The organism is Winogradskyella sediminis (genome assembly GCF_003387355.1).
GTDB lineage: Bacteria > Bacteroidota > Bacteroidia > Flavobacteriales > Flavobacteriaceae > Winogradskyella > Winogradskyella sediminis.
The window spans coordinates 98,485-124,521 of sequence record NZ_QUNH01000001.1; the positions used below are offsets into that span (position 1 = coordinate 98,485).

The 26,037-nt window shown below is 33.7% G+C and carries 21 protein-coding genes; 9 read left to right on the forward strand and 12 right to left on the reverse strand.

Annotated features, from left to right (window positions below):
* Positions 1–88 precede the first annotated feature (88 nt).
* From C8N41_RS00470 to C8N41_RS00495, 6 genes are all read right to left on the reverse strand, one after another.
* Positions 89–502: a hypothetical protein gene (locus C8N41_RS00470; protein WP_092446634.1), complete on the reverse strand. Its 414-nt coding sequence runs from the start codon at positions 500–502 to the stop codon at positions 89–91.
* 9 nt (positions 503–511) lie between these two features.
* Positions 512–1,336, reverse strand: coding sequence for a thymidylate synthase (locus C8N41_RS00475; protein WP_115837712.1), 825 nt, complete (start codon positions 1,334–1,336; stop codon positions 512–514).
* Positions 1,337–1,510: 174 nt separating this feature from the next.
* Positions 1,511–3,232: a NupC/NupG family nucleoside CNT transporter gene (locus C8N41_RS00480; RefSeq protein ID WP_115837714.1), complete on the reverse strand. Its 1,722-nt coding sequence runs from the start codon at positions 3,230–3,232 to the stop codon at positions 1,511–1,513.
* A 17-nt stretch (positions 3,233–3,249) separates the two neighbouring features.
* Entirely contained in the window at positions 3,250–3,867 is a 618-nt protein-coding gene (locus C8N41_RS00485; protein WP_092446631.1) for a bifunctional nuclease family protein, read from the reverse strand.
* 186 nt (positions 3,868–4,053) lie between these two features.
* Positions 4,054–5,016 carry an electron transfer flavoprotein subunit alpha/FixB family protein gene (locus C8N41_RS00490; RefSeq protein ID WP_115838747.1) on the reverse strand — a complete coding sequence of 321 codons (963 nt, stop codon included), beginning with the start codon at positions 5,014–5,016 and terminating at the stop codon, positions 4,054–4,056.
* An 87-nt stretch (positions 5,017–5,103) separates the two neighbouring features.
* Entirely contained in the window at positions 5,104–5,850 is a 747-nt protein-coding gene (locus C8N41_RS00495; RefSeq protein WP_115837716.1) for an electron transfer flavoprotein subunit beta/FixA family protein, read from the reverse strand.
* 316 nt (positions 5,851–6,166) lie between these two features.
* Between C8N41_RS00495 and C8N41_RS00500 the strand changes: the two genes are divergently transcribed.
* Positions 6,167–7,144, forward strand: a complete 978-nt coding sequence (locus tag C8N41_RS00500; RefSeq protein ID WP_092446630.1) for a pyruvate dehydrogenase complex E1 component subunit beta — start codon at positions 6,167–6,169, stop codon at positions 7,142–7,144.
* A gap of 91 nt (positions 7,145–7,235) precedes the next feature.
* Positions 7,236–9,746: a DUF5686 family protein gene (locus C8N41_RS00505; RefSeq protein ID WP_115838748.1), complete on the forward strand. Its 2,511-nt coding sequence runs from the start codon at positions 7,236–7,238 to the stop codon at positions 9,744–9,746.
* Positions 9,747–9,777: 31 nt separating this feature from the next.
* Here the strand turns inward: C8N41_RS00505 and cysM are convergent, their stop codons facing one another.
* Both cysM and epsC read right to left on the reverse strand, forming a co-directional pair.
* Entirely contained in the window at positions 9,778–10,656 is an 879-nt protein-coding gene (gene cysM, locus C8N41_RS00510; protein ID WP_115838749.1) for a cysteine synthase CysM, read from the reverse strand.
* 1 nt (position 10,657) lies between these two features.
* Complete coding sequence (epsC, locus tag C8N41_RS00515) at positions 10,658–11,446, reverse strand: serine O-acetyltransferase EpsC (RefSeq protein WP_115837717.1); 789 nt, start codon at positions 11,444–11,446, stop codon at positions 10,658–10,660.
* Positions 11,447–11,728: 282 nt separating this feature from the next.
* On the opposite strand from epsC, the gene C8N41_RS00520 reads away from it, so the two are divergent.
* The 3 genes from C8N41_RS00520 (at position 11,729) to C8N41_RS00530 (ending at position 16,963) form a co-directional block, all read left to right on the forward strand.
* On the forward strand, positions 11,729–12,256 hold the full coding sequence (locus tag C8N41_RS00520) for an inorganic diphosphatase (protein ID WP_092446627.1): 528 nt from the start codon (positions 11,729–11,731) through the stop codon (positions 12,254–12,256).
* A 316-nt stretch (positions 12,257–12,572) separates the two neighbouring features.
* The gene (locus C8N41_RS00525; RefSeq protein WP_115838750.1) at positions 12,573–14,993 is read left to right on the forward strand and encodes a sodium-translocating pyrophosphatase; all 2,421 of its coding nucleotides are present in this window, start codon (positions 12,573–12,575) and stop codon (positions 14,991–14,993) included.
* Positions 14,994–15,139: 146 nt separating this feature from the next.
* Entirely contained in the window at positions 15,140–16,963 is a 1,824-nt protein-coding gene (locus C8N41_RS00530) for a hypothetical protein (protein ID WP_115837719.1), read from the forward strand.
* Positions 16,964–17,034: 71 nt separating this feature from the next.
* Here C8N41_RS00530 and C8N41_RS00535 read toward each other — a convergent pair whose 3' ends face one another.
* From C8N41_RS00535 to C8N41_RS00550, 4 genes are all read right to left on the reverse strand, one after another.
* Positions 17,035–19,794 (reverse strand): TonB-dependent receptor, encoded by a 2,760-nt coding sequence (locus C8N41_RS00535; protein ID WP_115837721.1) that lies wholly within the window; start codon positions 19,792–19,794, stop codon positions 17,035–17,037.
* A 58-nt stretch (positions 19,795–19,852) separates the two neighbouring features.
* Positions 19,853–20,725: a GLPGLI family protein gene (locus C8N41_RS00540; RefSeq protein WP_115837723.1), complete on the reverse strand. Its 873-nt coding sequence runs from the start codon at positions 20,723–20,725 to the stop codon at positions 19,853–19,855.
* A 107-nt stretch (positions 20,726–20,832) separates the two neighbouring features.
* The gene (locus C8N41_RS00545; RefSeq protein WP_115837725.1) at positions 20,833–21,684 is read right to left on the reverse strand and encodes a GLPGLI family protein; all 852 of its coding nucleotides are present in this window, start codon (positions 21,682–21,684) and stop codon (positions 20,833–20,835) included.
* 11 nt (positions 21,685–21,695) lie between these two features.
* A complete protein-coding gene (locus C8N41_RS00550; RefSeq protein WP_115837727.1) occupies positions 21,696–22,115 on the reverse strand; it encodes a hypothetical protein in 420 nt (139 codons plus the stop codon).
* 128 nt (positions 22,116–22,243) lie between these two features.
* On the opposite strand from C8N41_RS00550, the gene C8N41_RS00555 reads away from it, so the two are divergent.
* The 4 genes from C8N41_RS00555 to C8N41_RS00570 all read left to right on the forward strand — a co-directional run bounded on the left by C8N41_RS00555 (position 22,244) and on the right by C8N41_RS00570 (position 25,988).
* Positions 22,244–23,782 (forward strand): sensor histidine kinase, encoded by a 1,539-nt coding sequence (locus tag C8N41_RS00555; RefSeq protein WP_115837729.1) that lies wholly within the window; start codon positions 22,244–22,246, stop codon positions 23,780–23,782.
* Positions 23,775–24,458 (forward strand): response regulator transcription factor, encoded by a 684-nt coding sequence (locus C8N41_RS00560; protein ID WP_115837731.1) that lies wholly within the window; start codon positions 23,775–23,777, stop codon positions 24,456–24,458. Before C8N41_RS00555 ends, C8N41_RS00560 begins: the two co-directional genes overlap by 8 nt.
* A gap of 117 nt (positions 24,459–24,575) precedes the next feature.
* Entirely contained in the window at positions 24,576–25,370 is a 795-nt protein-coding gene (locus tag C8N41_RS00565; protein WP_092446619.1) for a hypothetical protein, read from the forward strand.
* Positions 25,371–25,373: 3 nt separating this feature from the next.
* Complete coding sequence (locus C8N41_RS00570; protein WP_092446618.1) at positions 25,374–25,988, forward strand: deoxynucleoside kinase; 615 nt, start codon at positions 25,374–25,376, stop codon at positions 25,986–25,988.
* Positions 25,989–26,037: the final 49 nt, after the last annotated feature.

A 26,037-nucleotide genomic window follows, 5' to 3' on the forward strand; every position in this document is an offset into this window, starting at 1 on the left:
TAGCATTATATAAAAAGGGCTCTCTTTATTTTGAAAGCCCTTTCTTTTTACATAATATTTCTTTTATTAGGTGTATACCTTTACTCGCTTAGCCTAATAACCTAATAGTCATTAAAGCACTAAAGCGCGTCTCTGAAGGTTCGCCGTTGCTAGTCCCTGGAACTTTAAATTTTGGCATCCGCTTTATTAACTGAATAACATCTACTGCAATCGCTTTATGATGTGCTTTTACATTTATTTGCTCTGTTTTTCCTTTCTTATTAATGGTGAATTCTACAAGAAACTTGGTTGTTAATGCCGTTGGAAACACTTTATCGGCGAGTTCATAATTAAAACTAACCTTAATATAATCTATAATTTTATCTGAAGTGCACTGTTTTGTTTCTTCAAAATTTAATTCTTTACTACAACCTTTATAAACAGGGTAGGTTGCGTTATCAATATCTTGTGCACTTAAACATAAGCCGCAAAAGAAAGTAACTATAAAAAATAGGTGTCTCATTATGGAAATTTAGATTGCCACTTTACCTTTAATATGTGGATGTGGATTATAATCGACCAGTGTAAAATCTTCAAATTTAAAATCGAAAATATCTTTTACTTCTGGATTCAGAATCATTTTTGGCAAAGGCCTAAGCTCTCTAGATAATTGTAACTCTAGTTGCTCCTTATGATTATTATAAATATGAGCATCCCCAAAGGTGTGGATAAATTCACCTGCCTCGTAACCACAGACTTGGGCCATCATCATTGTAAACAAGGCGTAAGATGCAATATTAAAAGGGACACCTAAAAATATATCTGCACTACGTTGGTAGAGTTGACAAGATAATTTGCCATTAGCCACATAAAACTGAAAAAAAGCATGACATGGTGGTAAGGCCGCTTTTCCATTAGCAACATTCTCAGCAAACGATTTAGAAGTATCAGGTAAAACTGAAGGGTTCCAAGCTGAAACCAGCATTCTACGACTATTTGGATTGTTCTTTAAGGTGGCAATAACTTCTTTAATCTGATCTATATCTTCACTAGCCCAATTTCTCCATTGATGTCCATATACAGGTCCAAGATCACCGTTTTCATCTGCCCATTCGTTCCAGATTCTAACACCATTTTCGGTTAAATATTGGGTGTTAGTATCTCCTTTTAAAAACCAAAGCAATTCGTAAATAATAGATTTTAGATGGAGTTTTTTTGTTGTAACCATTGGGAAACCCTCACTCAAATCGAAACGCATTTGGTAACCAAAAACGCTGATGGTACCAGTTCCTGTTCTATCTCCTTTTTCGTTACCTTCTGCTAAAACGTGTTTTACTAAGTCGTGGTATTGTTTCATAAAGCCTTTATTCAGTCTTCCAAAAGAGAAGAAACTGTATTGTGTTTAATAAAATTTTATAGGAACGAATTTAAGCAATCTCATTGACTTAAAACAAATCATAACAGAGATCAGATATTTATTAACAAATAAATTACGAATGCTTACGTTCCTCCTTGGGAATTGATGAGGCTTTTAACCAATAATCATACCTGCAATAGTTGCAGAAATTAAAGACGCCAGCGTACCTCCGATTAATGCTTTCATTCCAAATTTAGATAATTGTGTACGTTGACCTGGTGCCAATGATCCTATCCCTCCAATTTGGATACCAATGGACGCAAAATTTGCAAAACCACATAGCATATAAGTCGCCATAATTATCGACTTTTCGTAAGTAAGGTGTGTAGCATTTGCTGCATTTTTTAAATCTGCTAACTGTATATAGCCAATAAACTCACTAGCTGCTAATTTAATTCCTAGCAATTGCCCCATTAAAGCCATATCTTCAGAAGCCACTCCTATTAACCACATTAATGGTGCAAATAAATAGCCTAAAAGAAATTCTAAAGACAAGCTATCATACACTGTGTTGGCCGCAATAATTTCATTCAAAGATGTAAAATGCCAATTCACATTCCATTTTTCAATAACAATACCATCATATCCTGCTATACCACCTAATATCCCGTTGATCATAGCTATAAAAGCAACAAAAACCAACAACATGGCACCAACATTCACAGCTAATCTTAAACCTTCAGTGGTTCCATTAGCAATGGCTTCTAAGATATTAGATCCTATTTTTTCTTGAGATACCGCTACATCTGTATTCACTTTTTCTGTTTGCGGAAATAATATTTTTGAAATTACAATAGCACCAGGAGCTGCCATAACAGAAGCGGCTAATAAATGTTTTGCATAAAATAATTGTAAAGCTTCGTCTTCACCTCCTAAGAAACCTATATATGCCGCTAATACAGCACCTGCTACCGTAGCCATACCACCAATCATAACAAGGAGAATTTCAGACTTATTCATTTTTTCTAAATAAGCCTTTATCAGCAAAGGAGCTTCAGTTTGCCCTAAGAAAATATTACCAGCAACACTTAAACTTTCTGGACCAGAAATACCTAAAACTTTAGACAATAACCATCCCATACCTTTTACCACTTTTTGAATCAGTCCTAAGTAAAACAGCACTGATGTTAAAGCTGAGAAAAATATAATTGTTGGCAGTACTTGAAAAGCAAAGATAAATCCAAATGAATTAATATCTAACATACCACCAAATAAGAATTCGCTACCTGCTTGCGTAAACCCTAAGATGGCAATAAAGCCTTGACCAATAAACTCAAAAGCTGTTTTTACAAAATCGATTTTTAAGACACCAATAGCTATAATTAATTGAAATAATAGTCCAATCCCAACTGTTTTCCAGTTAATAGCTTTACGATTACTACTAAATAAAAATGCGATAAGAATTAACGATGCCATACCTAAAATCCCTCGCCACAAACTATTAAAAGAGAAACCTTGATTGGGAATAATATTATCGTTAACCACACTAGTAGTAGCAACCTCCTCCTGTACTGTTTCTTTAGCAGCCACCAAGTTATAACGCATATTATGACCCGAAAACACTAAGGTAGAATCTGTAAGTTCTGAGATTTTGTAACGTTTAATAGAATTTAAAGAATCGTTGAGATACAATACCAATAAGTTATTTTGATACATATAATCCCCTTCTAAATCATTAGCCGATTTTGAAGAGAAATTAAACTCACCTTGATTAAATTCTAATGTAGAATAGTTGCTTTCGGAAGATGTAGACTCCCATGTTTTTTCAAGTTCCTGAGCTGTTGTTGACGAAAGCGCAAGAAATATAGCCAGAAAAGCCTTGAAAAACTGATTCATATGTAATAAAGTGTTAGTTAGCGTTTAGAAATTTCATCTCTTATTTTAGCAGCTAATTCATAATCTTCATTATTTACCGCTTCTTCTAAGAGTGCATTAAGTTCTGTGAGAGATTTATTTTTATAGCCTTCTTGTTCAGCTGAAGCTGCTTCAATTTCTTCGACAATAAGATCATCAACAAGAATGCTATCTTGGTCTTCTTCGTCTTCCTTTTTAGGATTGACTTTAAGATAGATTCCTGCTTTATCCAATATATTTTTATAGGTAAATATAGGGGCTTGAAAACGTAAAGCCAAGGCAATGGCATCACTTGTTCTCGCATCGATAATTTCTTCAATTTTATCGCGTTCGCAAATTAAACTTGAATAGAAAACTCCATCCACCAACTTATGAATAATAACTTGCTTAACAACAATATCGAATCTATCTGAGAAGTTTTTAAATAAATCGTGAGTTAAAGGACGTGGAGGACGAATTTCTTTTTCCAAAGCTATAGCAATAGATTGTGCTTCAAAGGCACCAATAACTATTGGTAATTTTCGGTCACCATCAACTTCATTAAGAATTAAAGCATAGGCACCATTCTGGGTTTGACTATAAGAAATGCCTTTGATATTTAAACGAACTAAACTCATAATTTATAAAACACAAAGAACTGTTTAAATTTGGACTTTACCAACTGCATTGAGCAGATTTGGCTAATTTTCTTGTGACGCATTATAAAATGCAAGTCCACAAGAGAGTTTCTAAATTTAAACAGTCCTTATTAATACCTTATCTTCATAATACAATTTGGTATTGAAGACTACAAGGTAATAAAATTATGCGTTTGCTGCTTTAAAAGCTTTTAATTTTTCGATTAATTTTGGTACAACTTCAAACGCATCTCCAACAACTCCGTAGTCTGCAGCCTTAAAAAACGGTGCTTCAGGATCTGTATTGATAACGACTTTTACTTTTGAAGAATTGATACCTGCCAAATGCTGAATTGCTCCAGAAATCCCAATAGCAATATATAAATTAGATGCTACTGGTTTACCTGTTTGCCCAACATGCTCGCTATGTGGCCTCCAACCTAAATCAGATACTGGTTTAGAACATGCGGTAGCTGCACCTAAAACTTCTGCTAATTCCTCAACCATTCCCCAATTCTCAGGACCTTTTAAGCCTCGTCCACCAGATACTACAATTTCAGCATCAGCAATACTCACTTTATCCGTAGCCTTATCTACAGACTCTACAGTAACGCCAGATTCTGGTACTGAAGGAGAAAAATCTTCAACAGAAGCACTACCATCAGACTCTACTAATCCAAAAGAATTATTAGATAAACCTACAATTTTCACATCGGTTGTAATTTCTGTATTCGCAAAAGCTTTATTTGTAAACGTAGAATGTTTTACTGTAAATGGTGACACGCTAGATGGCGCTGCCACGACATTAGAGACATAACCTGCACCTAACCCAACAGCCAATAAAGGTGCTAAATATTTACTATTTGCACTTGCGCTAACTACTACAACTTTTGCGCCTTCATTTTTTGCGGCACTTTCTAAAATAGCTGCATATTTTTTAGCATTGAATGCTTGTATAGATTCGTCTTTAACCAAAAGTACTTTAGACGCACCGTAGTTACCAAGTGTTTCTGCGTTATCGGCATTAACAGCGACAGCGGTTACTGAGGTACCCATTTGGTCTGCAACAGCTTTAGCGTATGACACCACTTCTAACGCTGCCTTTTTTAATTTTCCGTTTTCGGATTCTGTATATACTAGAATTGACATAACTTTTAATTTTTTCATTCCTGCCAAAGCAAGAATCTATTTTATTATAATTTATTAGTAAATTTCTGCCTTCGCAGAAATGACATATTAGATAACTTTAGCTTCGTTATGAAGTAAACTTACTAATTCATCAATATTATCGGCATCAACTAATTTAACAGCACCTTTTGGAGCTGGCTTTTCAAAACTTACTACATTAGTTTCTGCGTTAGTCTCTGTTGGTTCTACAACAGATAATGGCTTTTTACGAGCCATCATAATACCTCTCATATTTGGTATACGCAAATCACTTTCCTCAACCAAACCTTTTTGACCACCAATGACTAAAGGTAGCGATGTGCTTACGGTTTCTTTACCTCCATCAATTTCTCTAGTAGCTTTAGCGCTTGTACCATCAACCTCAAGACTGATACAATTGGTTACAAAATTGGCATCAATCATAGCTGCCAACATTCCTGGTACCATATTACCATTATAATCAATAGATTCTCTACCTGCAATAACTAAGTCATAACCACCATCATTTACTACTTTAGCTAATTGTTTAGCCACAGCATAACCATCGGTAGCTGGTGTGTTTACTCTTATGGCAGAATCGGCTCCTATGGCTAACGCTTTTCTTAATGTTGGCTCAGTTTCTGGTCCACCAACATTGACAACGTCTACACTGGCACCTTGCTTTTCTTTAAACCACATGGCACGTGTTAGACCAAATTCGTCATTAGGATTAATCACATATTGAACACCATTTGTGTCAAACTTTGTGTCATTATCCGTAAAATTAATCTTTGATGTTGTATCAGGTACATGACTAATACATACTAATATTTTCATATAAAAATGATTTACTTTAAACGTCTTTTTCTTGTGTACGAAGATAAAAATAATAATTTGAATTTTACTATGCACGCATAGTATTTTTTAAAAAAACTCAATATTTTCTCATTAAACTATTGATTTTTCAAAAATTCAAAGATATTTTGATAATTCGACGACAATTTAAGTCTCGTTAAATGAAAAGACCTTCAATGAAAATCTCATAAATCAGAAAAAAAATAAATCTTCATAAATTTTTACATTTTCACGTTACTTTTAGTGGTCATATATAGTATAGAATTATTATTTTTGCTACTCGACTAAAAACAGAAAAATGAAGACAATTCAATTTAGAGAAGCTATTTGTGAAGCCATGAGCGAAGAAATGCGCAGAGATGAGAGTGTTTATCTTATGGGTGAAGAAGTAGCAGAATATAATGGTGCCTATAAAGCATCTAAAGGTATGTTAGACGAATTTGGCGCAAAACGTGTTATAGATACTCCTATTGCTGAACTTGGTTTCGCAGGTATTGCCATAGGCTCTACAATGACTGGAAACAGACCAATTGTAGAATATATGACGTTTAACTTCTCTTTAGTTGGTATTGACCAAATTATTAATAATGCAGCCAAAATTAGACAAATGTCTGGTGGCCAATTTAAATGCCCTATTGTTTTTAGAGGCCCAACAGCTTCGGCAGGTCAATTAGGTGCAACACACTCACAAGCCTTTGAAAATTGGTTTGCCAATACTCCTGGTTTAAAAGTAGTAGTACCATCAAATCCATATGATGCAAAAGGTTTATTAAAAGCTGCTATTAGAGATGACGATCCTGTAATTTTTATGGAAAGTGAGCAAATGTATGGAGATAAAGGTGAAGTCCCAGAAGGAGAATATGTATTACCAATAGGAGTTGCAGATATTAAACGTGAAGGTTCAGATGTTACTATCGTATCTTTTGGAAAAATCATTAAAGAAGCTTACAAAGCTGCAGACGAACTAGAAAAAGACGGTATATCTTGCGAAATTATCGATTTACGTACTGTACGTCCAATGGATAGAGCTGCAATTTTAAAGTCCGTTAAAAAGACTAATCGTTTAGTTATTTTAGAAGAAGCATGGCCATTTGGAAATGTTGCTACTGAAATTACATACTTAGTACAATCTGAAGCATTTGATTATTTAGACGCACCAATTATTAAAATAAACACCGCAGACACACCTGCCCCTTATTCACCTGTTTTACTAGCAGAATGGTTGCCAAACAGTGACGATGTTGTTAAAGCAGTGAAAAAAGTAATGTATAAATAAATAAATTGCAGATTTCTGCGTTTAGTAAACTTCATTCGTAACCCTCTAGCGTAAGTTTAGCATGGTTGTTGATGAAGTTTATTTTTTTAATATGAAACTAAAACTACTTATCCCTTTTCTAATTCTCGGATTTTTTTCTGCAGTAGCGCAGACAAAAGTTAGCGGTCATGTTGTTGATGAAAACAATGTACCAATCCCATTTGTAAATGTTTTATTTAAAGGTTCTACAGAAGGTACCATCACTAACGAGGATGGAAAATTTTATTTAGAATCTGATAATAAATGGGATAACTTAATCATTTCCTTTATTGGATTTGAAATGTTAGAAGTACCCCTAACCAAATCTGTTAACTACAATTTAAATTTTGTTCTTAAAGAAGAAGCATCTTCTTTAGACGAAGTTCTAATTGTTACAGGCAAACAATCCAAAAAGGCCTCCGAAAATCCTGCAATACGCATCCTTAAAAAGATATGGGAGCGCAAACGACAAAATGGACTAAGTCAATTTAAACAATACGAATACGACCAATACGAAAAAGTAGAATTCGACCTTAATACCATAGACAGTACTCTTATAAAGAGTAAACTTTTTAGAGGTATGGAATTTGTTTTTAATGAAGTAGATACTTCTAATGTTACAGGAAAAACCTATTTACCAATTTTCTTAAATGAATCCGTTAAGAAAATATCTGGAGATAACCTCCTTAACAAAAAACACGAAGAATTAAAAGGGAACAAAAATTCAGGTTTTAGCAATAACCAAATTATTATTGATTTTATAGATGACTTATATTCAGAATATAACGTCTACGATAATTACTTAAAGTTCTTCGATAAAAGTTTTGTAAGTCCGTTGAGCAGAACCGGAGTACAAACGTACAACTACGTTTTATCTGATAGTGCTTTTATTGACAACAAATGGTGTTATAATATTATCTATTATCCAAGGCGTAAAAACGAACTGACTTTTAAAGGTGATTTTTGGGTAAATGATTCGACCTACGCTATTAAAGAAATTAACCTGCAAGCCTCTAAGAGTGCGAATATCAATTGGGTTAAAGAAATCTATATTGAGCAAGAGTTTGAAGTATTAAATGATTCTGTATTTCTAATAAAACGCGATTATTTCCTTTCTGATTTTGCCATGAACAAAAAAGAAATGTCTCGAGGTATTTATGGAAAACGAACCACCATCTACGATAATTACAAGTTTGACCAACCTAAAGACCCTAAATTTTATGATAAGGTGGTTTATAACTATGATGAAGATGTATACAATAGAGAAGACGAATTTTGGCAAAACAACAGACTTGAATCACTAAGTAAAGACGAAAAAGGAGTCTATAAAATGTTAGACACCCTTAAAACCGTTAAGAAATTTAAACGTTTGTATAACTTAGGAAGTATTTTGGCATCTGGCTATATAGAGTTTCCGAGTGTTAACTTAGATTATGGTCCTATTTTTTCAACTTTTGGTTATAATGAAGTTGAAGGGGTTCGTTTAAGAACAGGCGGTAGAACTTATTTTGGTCCAAATGATTTATGGCGTATCGAAGGATTTTTAGCCTACGGGTTTAAAGATGACAAATTTAAATACGGTATTTCAGGAAAGTGGTTATTAGACAAACGTAGTCGATTTACCATCTTTGGAGGCAACCGACGCGATGTAGAACAAATTGGCGCCAGCTTAACGAGCTCTTCTGATGTACTAGGTCGTAGTTTGGCCTCTTCTGCAGTAATAGGCACTGGGACTAATGATAAGCTTTCTAATATCAATTTAACTAATTTTGGTGCGTCTATAGAGCCCTTCAGAAATTTTGAAGTCCGCATCGATGGGAGTTTCCGCACTATAAGTTCGGCATCACCTACATTTAGTTTAGATTACAATGACCCAGAATCCGCAACTGGTATTTCACCTGAAGTGGAACAATTTGAATCGCGATTGTCTCTTGGCTATTTCCCAAAACGTCAAATGACAGGTTTTGGAGTTGAACGTAAGCATAAGAATGATAATTTTGCTAGACTTTTTGCTCAGGTAAGTCGTGGAGATCGCGATTGGTTTAACAGTGATTTTGATTATACCAAGGTTCAATTTTCATATATACAACCTTGGCAAGTTGGAGGTTTTGGAAGGTTAGTTACTTCTGTAGAATTAGGTAAAACCTATGGTGAAGTACCACTTAGCTTATTAAGTGTTGTTCCTGGTAATCAATCGTATTTTTCAATTTACAATACCTTTACACAATTAGATTACTACGAATTTGTAACCGACACCTATAGCTCTGTACACTTAGAACACAATTTTAATGGTCGTATTTTTTCGCGTATACCATTCTTAAAGAAATACAACCTTAGAGCTATTCTAGGATTAAGAGGTGTTTGGGGAGAACTTTCTGATGAAAATAAGGCTTTAAATCATACTGGCCTCCCAACTGAAATCGATCTTATTGCACCAAATATGCGTATGTATTACGAATATAGTTTTGGTGTTGCCAATATTTTTAAAGTGCTAAGATTAGATTTTAATTTTAGAGGTAATTATCTAGACCGAACAGACGCAAGATCTTTTGGTATTACTGGAAGTTTTGGATTTTATTTTTAATACAATTATTTATCATTTAGATCACCACAATCTATTCAAATAAATCTGAAGATAAATAGCGATCACCTCGGTCACATATAATACAAACTACAATACCACTTTTTAGTTCTTGTATTAATTTTAATGCCGCACTTGTAGCACCTCCACTACTCATGCCTGCTAAGATGCCTTCTTCTTTTGCCAATCTGCGAGACATCTCTTTAGCCTCTGCCGTACTCACTTCAATAGTTTTATCTACTTTTGAAGCCTCAAATATCTTGGGCAAATATTCTAATGGCCACTTTCTAATTCCAGGTATTTTAGAGCCATCAGTGGGTTGTACACCAACAATGTTTACCTCTGAATTCTGCTCCTTGAGAAAGGTTGAAGTTCCCATGATTGTGCCTGTAGTTCCCATAGAAGATACAAAGTGTGTGATTCCACCTTCAGTATCTCTCCAGATTTCAGGACCTGTAGTCTTATAATGCGCTTTCCAATTATCATCGTTAGCAAATTGATTAAAGGAAAAATAACCTTCATTTTCAACTTTATCAATAGCATAGTCTCTGGCTCCTTCAATACCATCGGGATGCAAAGTCACTTTAGCACCATACGCACGCATCGTTTGTACACGTTCTTTTGTGGCAGTTTCTGGCATTACAAGTTCTATTTGCAACTTAAAAACACTTGCAATCATTGCCAAAGCTATGCCTGTGTTTCCACTTGTGGCTTCAATAAGTTTTGTAGAGGCATTAATTTTTTTAGAATCTAAAGCACTTTTAATCATATTATAAGCTGCCCTATCCTTAACACTACCACCAGGATTATTACCTTCAAGTTTAAAATACAAACTTACATTTGGATTATCATTTAATGCTATGGATTTCACCAATGGTGTATTTCCAATACGATCTATTAATGTCTTGTTCATATTATTTTTTTGCTTTTGCATAAATTTCAACCTGATGTTTATGTGTAACTATCGAATTTTCAGGTACCGACTCTGTCAACCATGTATTACCACCAATAATACTATGAGATCCAATAACTGTATGGCCTCCCAAAATAGTTGCATTAGCATAAATAGTAACATTATGTTCTATCGTAGGATGTCGTTTTAAATTTTGCTGATCTTTTTTAACGGTTAACGCTCCCAAAGTTACTCCTTGGTAAACCTTTACATTATTATGTATTTCTGTAGTTTCACCAATTACAACTCCTGTACCGTGATCTATAAAAAATGATTCCCCAATATTAGCTCCAGGGTGAATATCAATACCTGTAACACAATGTGCGTGCTCTGTCATTAATCGAGGTATTAGAGGCAAATTTAATTTATAAAACACTCTTGCCATTCTATAAATGGAAATTGCAAAAAAGCCAGGATACGCTATGTAAATTTCTTCTATAGACTGAGATGCCGGATCGTTATTATAAATGGCTTCAGCATCTTTTTGCAAACTAGCATATAAATCGGGAATATTAGCTTTAAAATCATCCCAACGCTTACATGGCATATTTTTAATTTGTGGACACGCCATATTTCGTATGGACATAAAAAGTGCTTCTAAATCTTTTAATGCTTCCTCTGCATTTGTATCACAATCATAAAACGCATTAAATAGAAGTGTTGTAAAGCGTTTGGACTCCTCTTTTAGTGTCATAGAAACCTTAATAGTTTCCTTATGTTGATTAATGACTTGTATTAAATGCGTATTCATTTGTTAAAAGGTAACTTTGGGTTATATATATAAGAATCCTTACTTTGTCTATTATGGGAAAAACGAAATTACTGAATCTATTTCAAGAAGAAAAGCACAACCCTATAAATAAGACCTATCGTTTAAGAATGAAGATTATTTATGAAGTCGCTTTGCCTAGAAACTGAAAACATATTTAATTGCCTAACTCACACAATATACTATCTTTGCAGCACTTTACGAAGTAACAAAACATATAATAACGGTTCTAAGAATACAGAACACCCAAATACAATTTATAAAATGTCAGAAACAGAAGATTTAACTTTCGATGTACTTATCGAAATACCTAAAGGAAGTCGTAACAAATACGAATACGATTTTACACTAAATAAAATACGTTTCGATCGTATGCTTTTTTCATCTATGATGTATCCTGGTGATTACGGTTTTATTCCAGAAACATTAGCATTAGACAGTGACCCTTTAGATGTTTTAGTTTTAGGACACCAACCAACCTACCCAATGGTAGTTATGGAAGTAAGACCTATTGGAGTATTCCATATGACAGATGAAAAAGGACCAGATGAAAAAATTATCTGTGTACCAGTTTCAGACCCAATTTGGAGCAACAATAGAGATATTAGCGACTTAAATCCACACAGATTAAAAGAAATTGAACACTTTTTTAGAGTCTATAAAGACTTAGAGAAGAAGAAAGTTGATGTTGGTGGATGGGGAGATGCAGCAGAAGCTGTAGAAATTTATCACGAATGTGTAAAACGTTACGACGAAAGTGAACACAAAAAGAAACGCACATTCACAATTTAGTGCATTCTAAAAATATTATTGATTAAACCCTTTTGCTACTACAGTAAAAGGGTTTCTTTTTTTTACTCACCGTAAAACCTAAATGAAATAAAAACTGAGTAGGTACAGAAGTTTCAGTTAAACAATTTAAAAATGTAAATATTATATAATTTCAGCAAAATATGTGCCAACACCAATAATATGTAATTCATATTTATTTCACTTAACATTTACAAAAAAACCAATTTGAAGTAATTGATATTGCTTTTTTCGTAAAAATATGATGGATTTTACTACATTTACCCAGCTAATAACTAATCAAAATAATAAATATTATATGGAATCAATGATGATTTATATGCCAATAGCATTGGCACTTTTAGGATTAATTTACATGCTTGTAAAACAAGCTCAGGTTATGAAACAAGATGCCGGAGATGGTAAAATGAAAGAAATTTCAGATCATATCTATGAAGGTGCACTCGCTTTCTTAAATGCCGAATACAAACTTCTTGCTGTTTTTGTAGTTATTGTAAGTATACTTCTCGCGATTGTTTCATTTATTGTGCCAACCACCCATTGGCTTATTGTTATTGCTTTTATTTTTGGAGCTGTTTTTTCTGCATTTGCGGGAAATATTGGAATGAAGATAGCCACTAAAACTAATGTTAGAACAACTCAAGCGGCTCGAACAAGTTTACCAAATGCTTTAAAAATCTCATTTGGAGGTGGTACTGTAATGGGACTTGGTGTTGCAGGCCTAGCCGTTTTAGGCCTCACCGTTTTCTTCATTATATTTTTCCATGTGTTTATGGGAGGGCTTTGGACTAATACTATGGACATGACCATTGTATTAGAAACACTTGCTGGTTTCTCTCTTGGTGCAGAATCTATAGCATTATTCGCTAGAGTTGGTGGCGGTATTTACACGAAAGCTGCCGATGTAGGTGCAGATTTAGTAGGTAAAGTTGAAGCTGGCATCCCTGAAGATGACCCACGTAATCCTGCAACAATTGCTGATAACGTTGGTGATAATGTAGGTGATGTGGCTGGTATGGGAGCCGATTTATTTGGATCTTATGTCGCAACCGTTTTAGCAGCAATGGTACTTGGTAACTACGTTATTAAGGATATGGGAGGATCTATCGCTGATGCTTTTGGAGGTATTGGCCCAATTTTACTACCAATGGCTATTGCTGGTGTAGGTATTATAATTTCTATTATTGGAACTATGCTTGTAAAAATTAAAAGTAACGATGCCAAAGAAGCTCAGGTTATGGGTGCTTTAAATATCGGTAACTGGACCTCAATTATTTTAGTTGCTGCAGCTTGTTTCGGACTCGTAACTTGGATGTTGCCTGAAACTATGCTAATGAATTTCTTTGGTGAAGGCATACAAGAAATTTCATCTATGCGCGTATTTTATGCCACCTTAGTTGGTTTAGTTGTGGGCGCTGTAATTTCTTCTGTTACTGAATACTATACAGGTTTAGGTAAACGCCCTATCTTAAAAATAGTACAACAATCCTCTACAGGAGCAGGAACTAATATTATAGCAGGCTTAGCCACAGGCATGATTTCTACATTTCCTTCAGTATTGTTATTTGCCGGAGCAATTTGGGCTTCTTATGCTTTTGCTGGCTTCTACGGTGTTGCATTGGCAGCTTCAGCAATGATGGCAACAACAGCCATGCAATTAGCTATTGATGCTTTTGGGCCAATCTCTGATAACGCAGGAGGTATTGCAGAAATGAGCGAACAAGAACCCATTGTAAGAGAACGCACAGATATCTTAGATTCTGTAGGAAATACAACAGCAGCCACGGGAAAAGGTTTCGCAATCGCTTCTGCTGCTTTAACATCACTTGCGCTCTTTGCGGCTTACGTTACCTTTACTGGTATTGATGGCATAAATATTTTTAAAGCACCTGTATTAGCCATGTTATTTGTTGGCGGTATGGTGCCAGTAGTCTTCTCTGCATTAGCTATGAATGCTGTTGGTAAAGCCGCAATGGAAATGGTACAAGAAGTCCGTCGTCAGTTTAGAGAGATTCCTGGTATTATGGAAAGTACAGGAAAGCCAGAATACGATAAATGTGTTGCGATTTCAACAAAAGCATCCCTAAAAGAAATGATGTTACCTGGTTTATTAACCATTGGCTTTCCCTTAATTATCGCTTTTGTACCCATGTTATTTGGAATGGATGCTTTAGCAATCGCAGAAATGCTAGGTGGCTATATGGCAGGTGTTACAGTATCTGGTGTTCTGTGGGCTATCTTTCAAAATAATGCTGGTGGAGCTTGGGATAATGCTAAAAAATCTTTTGAAGCGGGAATTGAGATTAATGGACAGATGACTTATAAGGGCTCTGAAGCACATAAAGCCGCAGTTACTGGCGATACGGTTGGTGACCCTTTTAAAGATACATCTGGACCCTCAATGAATATTTTAATTAAATTAACTTGTTTAATTGGCTTGGTGATTGCCCCAATTTTGGGAGGTCATGCTGAAGAAACAGGCTTAGCTCATAGCGAAGAAGATATTACTATAGAAATGACTGTAGAATCTAAAGATATAGCAAAAGCAACAGTTAATTATTCTACCCTAAAAGAAGGCAAAAAAACTTCTGAAGTAATCATTTTTGAAGGCACACAAGCTGAAGTAGAAAAAGAATTAAAAAGTTTTGAAGCCTCAACTACTAACGAAGCTGGTGAGGTTGAAAAAGTAATTGAGAGCGTCGATATATCTAAACGTTAGAAAGTACTAAATACATTCAAATATACCCTCAGCATAGTTTATAAATGTTGAGGGTTTTTCATATCATAACGTTGCAAAAAGTAGGAATTCCAACTATTAGATTGTTTTATAAATAAGACATCATAAACAATCAAAACTATTTCAATATGAAACGTATAAGCAAATTCCCCAAGTTTATTTTATTCATTCTTATAACAACACTCACTTTTAGTTCCTGTTCAAAAGATGAAGATGACCGAATATCTGGAGGTGAACAACAAGAAATTGTTCCCGATGAATTTTCTGAATATTTTGGTAATGAAATCTCAAGAGATTTTTTAGGTACCGTCATTGATAAAAATCATCTTCCCATTGAAGGCGTTTTAGTCACCATTGGTGATGATACCGCATATACCGATAGCAATGGTGTCTTTATGATTAAGAACGCGACAATTAATGAACGTTTTGGCTACATAAAAGCTTCAAAAACAGGTTATATCCATGGTTCTAGAAATGTGGTACCTTCTAATGGCACCAATAAAGTAACGATGATGTTATTAGACCACAATATTATAGGTACTGTAAATAGTGGAGAAACTGGCAATGTTTCGCTTAACAATGGAAGTTCTGTTAATTTTGACGGCAACTTTATTAAAGAAGATGGTTCAGAATATTCAGGATCAGTAAATGTGATTGTACATCATTTAGACCCAACCGACGAGGATATGCCTTTACAACGCCCAGGTATGTTGTACGCCCAAAACAAAGAAGGAGCCGAACGCATGCTTCAAACGCTTGGTATGCTCGCTGTAGAATTGCGAGGAAGTGCTGGAGAAGAACTTAATTTAGCGGAAGGTTCAACATCCGAAATTCAAATGTATGTTGATCCAAGTTTAATGACTATAGCACCAGCCACCATCCCTTTATGGTATTTTGATGAAACCAAAGGCTACTGGATTGAAGAAGGTGAAGCTACATTACAAGGCAACATGTATGTCGGCACTGTATCTCATTTTTCATTTTGGAATTATGACATTCAAGCAGAAGCAGTTACACTATGTATTACAGCAACCAATGAAGATAACAATGCATTAAACAATCTTTGGGTAAAAATAACCAGTCTAACTTATGGTACAACCACTGGTTTTACTAACGAAAATGGAGAAGTTTGTGGTTATATACCTAGCAATGAAAGCTTAGAACTTAATGTGTATAGTTATGATTTTTGTGGAAATACAGCACTTTATTCAGAAATGATAGGTCCTTTTACAACAGATTCTGATATTTCTATAACAGTACCGGAAAGCTCAGATATTATAGAAGAAACTATAACAGGAAATTTTAATACATGTGATGACAATGCAGTAACCGATGGTTACGTTCAGTTAAAATATGGTGGTCAAATTTTTACAGATGTTGTAAGTGATGGCACTTTTGAAATAAGCTTATTACGTTGTGAAGAAGACAATACTTTTCAAATAAAAGCAAGTGATTATGTAAATCTTCAAACAACAGATAGTATTAGTTACACTTTTACAACTCCTTTAACTAATATTGGTACCATAACGGCCTGCAATACGGTTTCTGAGTTTGTTCAATATAGCATTGATGATGGCGACGTCATTTATATTTTGGATAATATAAATAGTCAGTTCGACACAAACTCACCAAATTATAACGCACCTATATTAACCCTTAGTGGCTCTAGTAATGACGGTAATTGCTTTTATATGTTCGGAAAATTAGACAACACCAACTATGAAGGCACCTATGACAATTACGCATGGAATGATACTGGTGATGAGAACACAGGTTTCAATCTTGAAGAATGTCTCGGTATTTCTAATGTTAATAACAACATAATTTACAATCTTACTTCCCTTGGAAGCGTTGGAGAATATATTGACATCAATTTTAATGGAACATACGAAGATTATGAAGGAAACACACATACTATTAGTGGAATGGTACATGTTTTGAGGGATAATTAAAATCTTATTTTATACATATAAAAAAAGCCTCACTTCTTAAAGAAGTGAGGCTTTTAAATTGTTATTATCAATTATAGAGTATAAGTCAATCTAAAGGTAACAAAACGAGGTAAAATAAAGGTTTCTGAACTGTAAACTGAAATATTACTAGAACCATTATTAACCTCAGAATCTATATTTAATAAATTCGTCGCCTTAATTTGGTATTCCCATTTAGCATCTTCATCTTTTCTATAAGATAAACTTGCGTTCCAAGTTTGATAGGACTGTGTTTCGTTTACATTACTACTTTGACTGGTGTATGAATAATCAGTTCTAAATGTAAAAGCATTCCATATGTAAGCATCAAACTCTACTGATGGAGCATTTGTAATAAATTGCGTATCGTTCTCTCCTTGTTTTGTATCAGAAACGCTATATCTATACCCTAAAGTTACATTTGGTGCCTCTCTAAAATTAGTGCTTATTTCTGGCGAATAAGTTTGAGAAAAAGTCTCATTTACCGATCTTACATCTTCCACAAATTGATTACTCTTGCTGTAATTATAACTTAAGCGCATACTAGCTTTTAATTTCCCGAAAGTTCGTTGCACACGACCACTCGCAGAAACGCTCTCATCTGCAAAATTTGAATTAAAATACGTACTAGTTCTAATAACATTATCAAAGTTAGTGAACGATCTTATTTGGTCAATATTCTTGTTATAATTTAGGAAAGCAAAAACATTGGTATAATTAAATAAATTAAAACTAAAATATCGTAAACTTAAATTATGTGAAAGTGAATTCTGTAAGTTTGGTTCACCATACTGAAGACTATTATAATCGTTTAAAACCAAACCTTCAGCTAAACTTGTAACATCTGTAAATGAGTTTTGCATATTGTATCTAAACGTTAAACTCTCACTCTTTTTAAATTGAATTTGCGTTTCGAAGTCTGGTAATATTCTAAAGAAATTATCTTCGTAAGTCTCCCCAAATTGCGTGTTTTTATTACCATAAGCATGTACCGAAAACCCTGGTGTAATGGTAAACTTACCTGTTTTTAATCGGTAATGAAAACCCAAATAAATATCGCTAAAATTATACTCAGTATCATTTTCATTTCGTAATACTTCACCTTCCTCTGTTGTAACGGTTGAAATAGGATCATAATAAGTACCATCATCTAAAAATTGAAAAATATTAGAATTAAACTTCTGTGTACTTAAAATAGTCCCTAAAGTAAGGTTAATATTACTTTTTGAATTCAAAATATTATAATAGTCTAATTTCGCATCTAATTGATTCGATTTTATACGTCTATCTTGATTTAAATCATAACTTAATTGATCTAAATCCAATCCTAATTCATCAGCTGTATTATCAAAAGCATCGCGTTCTTCTGGGTCTGTAGCAAAATTATTAGAAGGATCATTTACCAATATTGCATTGTAAAATGGATCTTCATCTTTTAATAAGTGCTGCGCCTCAAAAGCAAAAATATTGTTCTCATTTAGGGTATAGTAATAATTTACATTTTGATTTATACTATAAGGTTTAGCTTCGTCTACTTGAAATGTATTACCCACTACAGATGAAAATTCATTTTGAGTTTCAGAATCATCAGAAATACGTGCTAAAACATCATAGTTTAATTGGTTATTAGCGTTTGGCTTATAGGCTGCGCTTAACTTTGCTAATCCTTGGTTAGTAGCTTCTCTACCAGTTTGGATGGTTTCTTCATCTGGAATACCAAGCTCTGAATTAGTATATCTTACAAAACTTTCTTCTCTAGTATTTAGCCTATTACTGTTATAGATTAAAAAACCACTTAAATCTAAAGCTTTATTTGGTGAATAACTAAAGTTAACTGCGGCTAGCTTAGACTCAACCGATTGAGAATCGTCTACATTTGTTATACCACTTAATCCGTTATCTCCAAGATTAAGACTTGTACCACTGCTAGAACTAGGACTTCTAAAACCTCCTCCAAAATTTCGAAGATCTCTTCCTGTTAAGGCCACTTCACCAATATTATTAATATCACCAATAACGTTAATACTGTATTTAGGACTGTAGTAAAATAGCTTTGGTTGTACTAGATACAGATTATCATTTGGAGATGGTGCCACTCCTCCACCTGCTGTAACATCCCCAAACCAAAAGTTTTCTTTTCCTTCTTTTAATTTAATATTGATAGCCACATTATCTTGGTTATTTTGAACGCTACTTAATTGTCCTACTTCAGCATAATTACGTAAAACTTGAATTTTATCGACAGCATTTGAAGGAATATTTTTAGTCGCCAATTTTGTATCACCATCAAAGAAGTCTTTACCATTCACCATAAGTTTACTCACCTCTTTTCCTTCGACCTCAATCTTACCTTCTGAGGTAATTTCTACGCCAGGTAATTTTTTTAAAACATCTTCAAGTTTTCGTTCTGTTCCGCTCTTAAACGAATCTGCGTTATAGATAAGAGTATCTCCTTTAACGGTGACTGGCATATCGTATGTTAGCTCAACAGCATCTAACATATTATCTGCAACCATGCTAAAATCTTTGGTAATATCAACATCTTTAGTCTCAACAGTTTCATTTACGGATTTCAATCCAATATAACTGATTTGTATACTATATGTTCCATTTTTACCTAATGAAATAACATATTTTCCGTCGGCATCAGTAATGGCGTAAGACTCTAAGGTATTAGATTCTTTGTTAATAGCTATGATATTGGCTAACTCTAATGGCGCCCCAATACTATCTTTAACAACTCCTTGCATTTTAATTTGAGCAAAAGAACTCATTACCGCTAAAGTAAATAGCAGTGCTAAAATATTTTTCATATAATTTGGTTATGGTATTTTGTTAGTTAGTTTTCTATGGCAATGACGTCATTAGAATTTAGTTTCGTCTTCGTCCACCACCTCTGTTACGGCCACCATACATCTCTCTCATTTCTTCCATTTTTTTAGTCGTAATTTCGGTATATTCTTTCTGTGTTACTTCTTGACCTTTTTTAGGCTTTTCTATGGTTTCTTTTTCTTTTGGATTTAATACAATTTTAGTGCACAATATCGTTGTACGGTCCGCATTTACCTCTAAAATTAAACCTGGTAAACCCCAATAATTACCTGGACCTTGGTTCACTGGAATTTGTGGTGTATACCATGCTACAACTTCTATCATTTTAGGTTCTGCTGGTTTATTAGCATCTGTAGAGTCTTTGGCACCTTCACCGTTATCTTTTGACCTTGGCCCTCTAGGACCTCTGAAACTTTGAAAATCTACCCCTTGTGGCTCTATAGTTACCGTGGCTTTAAAACAAGTATATTGTCCAATCGTTTTAGTTTCAGTACCCATCTGCCATTCAATAGCTTTTAATTCATCTTTAACTAAAAACTGTTTTCCAAAGAACTCTTCATCTTTTAGCATCTCTTTAGTTTGCACATTTTTATAGATTGGACCACCTGTTAAGCTAGATCCAAAGCCTCCTCTTCCACCTCTTGTTCCAGGAGCAGCTAATTTTTCTTCTTCTTTATAAATGGATTCCAATTTATTAAAAGTTAATGTGTACTCTTTTTCCAAAAAGCTCTTCATGCGTTCTTCAATTTGCTTTTTACGTTCTGGTGTCATGTCTTGACCTCCAAACTGGTCTAAATCCATAGTTGTTTTAGACATATAAGACGCTTTTCCTTGAAAATCTTGAGCAAACAAATTTGATCCAGAAATAAGAACAATTAATAGTAACGCAATCTTGAGTGGTAATTTCTTCATTTTAAATAGTATAGTTAAACTTTATAATAGTTGTGTTAATCTTAACCATAAGACTCTACAAATGAAGAAAAGTTAAATTGAGATATGTTAAACTTGTGTTAAGGAAATTAACCTCCTATGGTGATATGAATTGCTCCATCCTTAGATCCTCTACTCGGTGCATAACGCTCCATCATTTCTTTTTGTTTTTTATCCATAATTATATCGTATTCTTTTTGATTCACTTCTTTACCTTTCGTTGGTGCTTCAATCTTAATTTGTTCTTCAGGATTAATTACAATTTTACTACAAATAACGGTGAGCTTACCATCGTGAATCTCTAAAATTAAACCTGGGAGTCCTTGGTATTTTGCAGGCCCATTACTTACCGGAATTTGTGGAGTATACCACGCGGTTACCGTACGTTCGGTCATTTCTGGCTCTTTTTCCTTTTCTGTATTATCCTCTTTTTTATTAGAACCACTGTTAAAATTAAAATTCACTTTAGGCACTTGTTTGGTATAGGTAGCTTTAAAGCACATATATTCACCAATATGTTTAGTATCGGATTGAAGCTGCCAATCTATAGGTACTATAGTATCTTTAATTAAGAATTTTTTACCCATAGTTTCCTTTTGATCTATGTACGTTTTCTGTTGTATATTTTTGTAAAACACATCAGACCCACCACTACTAAAAGACATCTGAAAACCGCTACCAACTTGAGGCTTATCTAACGCTACTTCTTGTTTATATACAGATGCTGATCTATTAAAAGTTAAAGTATATGTTTTTTGAAATTGCTTTTTCATCATTTCAATCATTTGTTTCTGCATCGCATCATTTACTTTAGTACTATCCATTTTAATATCAAAATCGCGATGAGTTTTGTAGGTGGCTACTCCTTGAAAATCTTGAGCATTTACAGTTGGTAGCACCACCATAAGGGTCATTATTATAATTCTTGTTAACATTATCATTTTATTGGTTTTTAATTTTTGTGAGTATAATAATTAATAGCGACCTCCTTAAGCTTTTTTATACGGCTTAAAAAGTAATCTTTATTTTCTGTTGTACTTTCAATTTTTAAGGTCATGGATTTAGTGTATCCCTTAGAAAGACCTTTTACATTGCAAACCAGCTCAAAAGAGAGATTCTGGTACGCTTTAGCTTCCTCTAATAATACGTTGAAATCAGTCAAAATGAGTTCCGATTGCAATTCTTGTAACGAATCTACAGTGACCACTATATTTAGTGCATGGTGCTCAATTTCTGCAATTGGTCTATCGTACTTAGATTTATGTTCAGACTGACTAAACCCAATCATAGACATTACAATGAGTATGCTTAAACAAGCATATTTTAACGTTTTGAATTTATTAGACTTGTAAGATTTATAAATTGTAATCATATGGATGGTTTTCTTTTAAAGTTATTGCTCTACAAATATCTCAACATCAATTTGGCTTTTAGGTTAACCAGTGTTAACGTGTGTTAACCAATCGCATAACTTAAAGATTAACTTTATACATTTGGCATATGAATGACAAACGATATCAATGGATTTTATATACCATCGTCACCGTAATTATTATTACAATTGGTATACAGATCTACTGGAATTACAAAAACTACCAAACCAATAAACAACAGCTCATCAATGAGGTGCAAATTAGTTTGGATAAAGCTGTAGATGATTATTACGCAGATTTAGCAGAACGTACAACAATTGGTGTGTTTCTTGAAGGAGATATGCAAAAGAACGCTTTTAAAGAAGGTGGAGAATTAGAACATTTTTTTGAGCGTATTGATGAATCTAAACAAGGCTTTCGTCATCTCGATTCGTTAGATGTAGATGGTATTGAAGGCATAACGATATTTAGAGGGCATAAGGCAGATTCAATGTCTAAACAACTTTCTAAAAAAGAAAAACCCCTAAAAAAAGCGGATTTCAATCACGATAGTAATAGCTTTAAAATCGATAACAAAGAGGTTCAATTCAGAAATGCTGAGTTCTTAACCTCCAAGGTGATGATTTCTATAAATAATGACACTCTAGATGTTAAAGCTGTTGAGCAAAGGGTTTCGAAAGAATTAGAGCGCAAAAACATTAACGTTGATTTTTTCTTGAACTATGACGACCCAACCCTTTTTAAAACGGATTCCTTAATACAACAATACAAACCAGAATTAGATTCTAAATATCAATCTCAAGGCTATTTACAAACCAAAACAAACTCTACATTTTTGCCTGGTGGAACTTCCTTAGCGATTCTTTTTACCAACACTACAAAGGTGATTTTAAATCGAATTCTCGGTGGTATTTTAATTTCAACACTCTTAGTATTAGCCGTAATCAGCTGTCTTTTTTATCTTTTAAAAATCATAAAACATCAAAAGCAATTAGCCGAAGTAAAAAATGATTTAATTAGCAATATCACTCACGAATTTAAGACACCTATTGCAACGGTTAGTGCCGCTTTAGAAAGCATTAGTAACTTTAATACTATTGATAACAAAGAAAAAACTAAGAAATACCTCAGCATGTCTACCGTACAATTAAACAAATTGAATATCATGGTAGAAAAACTCTTAGAAACCGCAACATTAGACAGTGGTAGTCTAAAACTAAACAAAACAGATTATGATTTTATTACAATGCTCAAAGCGTTGATAGAGCGGTATATCATTCAATTTCCAAACAAAACATTTTATAGCGACATTCCACTCCAAAGCCTAATCATTAATGCAGATAATTTTCACTTAGAAAATGCATTGAACAACATTTTAGATAACGCTATAAAGTATGGAGGAGATACTATTACTATACAGTTAAAAGCAAGTAAAACGACATTTCATATTTTAATTTCTGATAATGGTAATAGTTTATCAAGCGAGCATAAAAGCAAGATTTTCGATAAATTTTATCGTGTTCCTACAGGTAATACTCATAATGTAAAAGGTTTTGGAATTGGTCTGTACTACACCAAAACCATAATTAATAAACATCACGGTAATATCGCTTTAGAGCTAGATAAGAAGGCAACCACATTTAAAATAACACTACCAAATGGCTAATAAAATTAAATTGTTATTGGCTGAAGATGAAGCCGCATTAGGACAAATTGTAAAAGAAAGTTTAGAAACTCGAGATTTTGAAGTTATGCTGTGCGAAAATGGCGAAAAAGCCTTTGAAAAATACACCACGGAAAAACCAGAAATTTTAGTTTTAGATGTCATGATGCCTAAACTAGATGGATTTACTTTAGCAAAAAACATTAGAGCTATTGACGATGATATTCCTATTATATTTTTAACCGCTAAATCTCAAACTGCTGATGTGGTTGAAGGGTTTTCTATTGGAGGAAACGATTATCTAAAAAAACCGTTTAGTATGGAAGAGCTCATCGTGAGAGTACACAATTTGTTGTCTCGTACCAAAACTCAAAAAAAATCTGATATTATAAGAATAGGAGACTATACCTTCGAGTTTCCTAAACAACATCTTACATTTAAGGATGAAGACTTTGTGCAACTCACCCATCGCGAAGCACATTTGTTGTTTCATCTTATAAAAAATAAAAATCAGGTTTTAGATCGCTCTTTAATATTAAATAAACTCTGGGGAACTGACGACTTTTTTACAGCGCGCAGCATGGATGTTTTTATCAGTAAACTCAGAAAAAAACTGATAAAAGATAAGCGTATTCAGATTATTAATGTTCGTGGATTTGGGTATAAGTTAACGGTTTAAGTTGTGCTTTTCCATCGTTATTAGATGGCTAATTGTCACTAGAATTAAAAACCTACACTACCTACGATTCTAAACTGAAACAATTTTTGTACTTTTCAATATTATTCGCCCATAGCTATGCAAAAATTAGTTTTTTTATTTCTCTTTTTATGTTTAGTTGGTTTTTCTCAAGAAAACTCATCAAAGCAAATTACAGCGACACTAAGAGATTCCACAAAACTTGAAGCTAAAGCTATTTTTGGGATTGATAATTTTGGAACGCTCTATTATGCTACCGAAAATAATTCATTTCATAAAAAAACAAAGGACACTATTATAACCTATGCCAATTTTCAATTAGGAGATATTACTACTGCAAATACTTTTAATCCTTTAAAAATAAATTTGTTTTACAGAGATTTTAATACAGTTGTAGTACTAGATAACCGTTTGGCAGAAATAAAAAAAATAGATTTCAATACTATTCAGCCTTATAAAAACGTCTCTTTTGTTTCATCTGGCTACGACAATTCAATATGGCTATTTAATCAAGATTTTCAATATTTAGAATTATACGATTTTAAATCGAATAAAATTAAACTCAAAACCGTACCTGTGCAATCTGAAGTTCTAGATTTAAAAAGCGATTATAATTATTGTTACTTGCTGACTAAAAACTATTTATACGTCTATAATTATTTCGGAAGCTTAATTAGAAAAATAGAAAATTCAGGCTATGAAAGTTTAGCCTTTAACGAAGCTCACTTAATTTTAAAAAAAGAAAAATCTCTATTTATTTTAGAAAAAAATGCTTCTGATATTAAACCTATAAAACATCCAAATTTGTTAATAAAACAGTTTTTGGTAACCAACGAAACAGTGTATATTTACCACGAAAATTTACTACGTCAATACCATTTAAAAATAGAATAGATTATGCACGTTGCTATTGCAGGAAATATAGGAGCTGGAAAAACAACGCTCACAAAATTACTCGCTAAACATTTTAAATGGGAGGCACAATTAGAAGACGTGGTTGACAATCCGTATTTAGATGATTTTTATAATCAAATGGAACGTTGGAGCTTCAATTTGCAAGTCTATTTCTTAAACAGCAGGTTTCGCCAAGTCAATCAAATTCACGATAGCGGAAAGGACATCATCCAAGATAGAACGATTTATGAAGACGCCCATATTTTTGCACCTAACTTGCATGCCATGGGCTTAATGACCAATCGCGATTTTGAGAACTACTCTTCTCTTTTTGAATTGATGGAATCCTTTGTAAAAGGACCAGATTTATTAATCTACCTTCGCAGCTCTATTCCTAATTTAGTGAACCAAATTCACAAACGTGGTCGGGATTATGAAAATACCATTAGTATTGATTATTTAAGTCGTTTAAATGAACGCTACGAAGCATGGATTACTAAATATGATAAAGGTAACTTACTTATCATTGACGTTGATAATCTCGATTTTGTTGCTAACCCTGAAGATTTAGGAGATATCATTAATAGAATTGATGCCGAAATAAATGGCTTATTCTAACGATGACTTTTGATCATCTTTTATTATCCTTGAACTGTAGTTTATGGCT

Coding starts and splice junctions, on each gene's coding strand:
- C8N41_RS00470 (WP_092446634.1), bottom strand. CDS start 502: ATGAGACACCTATTTTTTATAGTTACTTTCTTTTGCGGCTTATGTTTA.
- C8N41_RS00475 (WP_115837712.1), bottom strand. CDS start 1,336: ATGAAACAATACCACGACTTAGTAAAACACGTTTTAGCAGAAGGTAAC.
- C8N41_RS00480 (WP_115837714.1), bottom strand. CDS start 3,232: ATGAATCAGTTTTTCAAGGCTTTTCTGGCTATATTTCTTGCGCTTTCG.
- C8N41_RS00485 (WP_092446631.1), bottom strand. CDS start 3,867: ATGAGTTTAGTTCGTTTAAATATCAAAGGCATTTCTTATAGTCAAACC.
- C8N41_RS00490 (WP_115838747.1), bottom strand. CDS start 5,016: ATGTCAATTCTAGTATATACAGAATCCGAAAACGGAAAATTAAAAAAG.
- C8N41_RS00495 (WP_115837716.1), bottom strand. CDS start 5,850: ATGAAAATATTAGTATGTATTAGTCATGTACCTGATACAACATCAAAG.
- C8N41_RS00500 (WP_092446630.1), top strand. CDS start 6,167: ATGAAGACAATTCAATTTAGAGAAGCTATTTGTGAAGCCATGAGCGAA.
- C8N41_RS00505 (WP_115838748.1), top strand. CDS start 7,236: ATGAAACTAAAACTACTTATCCCTTTTCTAATTCTCGGATTTTTTTCT.
- cysM (WP_115838749.1), bottom strand. CDS start 10,656: ATGAACAAGACATTAATAGATCGTATTGGAAATACACCATTGGTGAAA.
- epsC (WP_115837717.1), bottom strand. CDS start 11,446: ATGAATACGCATTTAATACAAGTCATTAATCAACATAAGGAAACTATT.
- C8N41_RS00520 (WP_092446627.1), top strand. CDS start 11,729: ATGTCAGAAACAGAAGATTTAACTTTCGATGTACTTATCGAAATACCT.
- C8N41_RS00525 (WP_115838750.1), top strand. CDS start 12,573: ATGGAATCAATGATGATTTATATGCCAATAGCATTGGCACTTTTAGGA.
- C8N41_RS00530 (WP_115837719.1), top strand. CDS start 15,140: ATGAAACGTATAAGCAAATTCCCCAAGTTTATTTTATTCATTCTTATA.
- C8N41_RS00535 (WP_115837721.1), bottom strand. CDS start 19,794: ATGAAAAATATTTTAGCACTGCTATTTACTTTAGCGGTAATGAGTTCT.
- C8N41_RS00540 (WP_115837723.1), bottom strand. CDS start 20,725: ATGAAGAAATTACCACTCAAGATTGCGTTACTATTAATTGTTCTTATT.
- C8N41_RS00545 (WP_115837725.1), bottom strand. CDS start 21,684: ATGATAATGTTAACAAGAATTATAATAATGACCCTTATGGTGGTGCTA.
- C8N41_RS00550 (WP_115837727.1), bottom strand. CDS start 22,115: ATGATTACAATTTATAAATCTTACAAGTCTAATAAATTCAAAACGTTA.
- C8N41_RS00555 (WP_115837729.1), top strand. CDS start 22,244: ATGAATGACAAACGATATCAATGGATTTTATATACCATCGTCACCGTA.
- C8N41_RS00560 (WP_115837731.1), top strand. CDS start 23,775: ATGGCTAATAAAATTAAATTGTTATTGGCTGAAGATGAAGCCGCATTA.
- C8N41_RS00565 (WP_092446619.1), top strand. CDS start 24,576: ATGCAAAAATTAGTTTTTTTATTTCTCTTTTTATGTTTAGTTGGTTTT.
- C8N41_RS00570 (WP_092446618.1), top strand. CDS start 25,374: ATGCACGTTGCTATTGCAGGAAATATAGGAGCTGGAAAAACAACGCTC.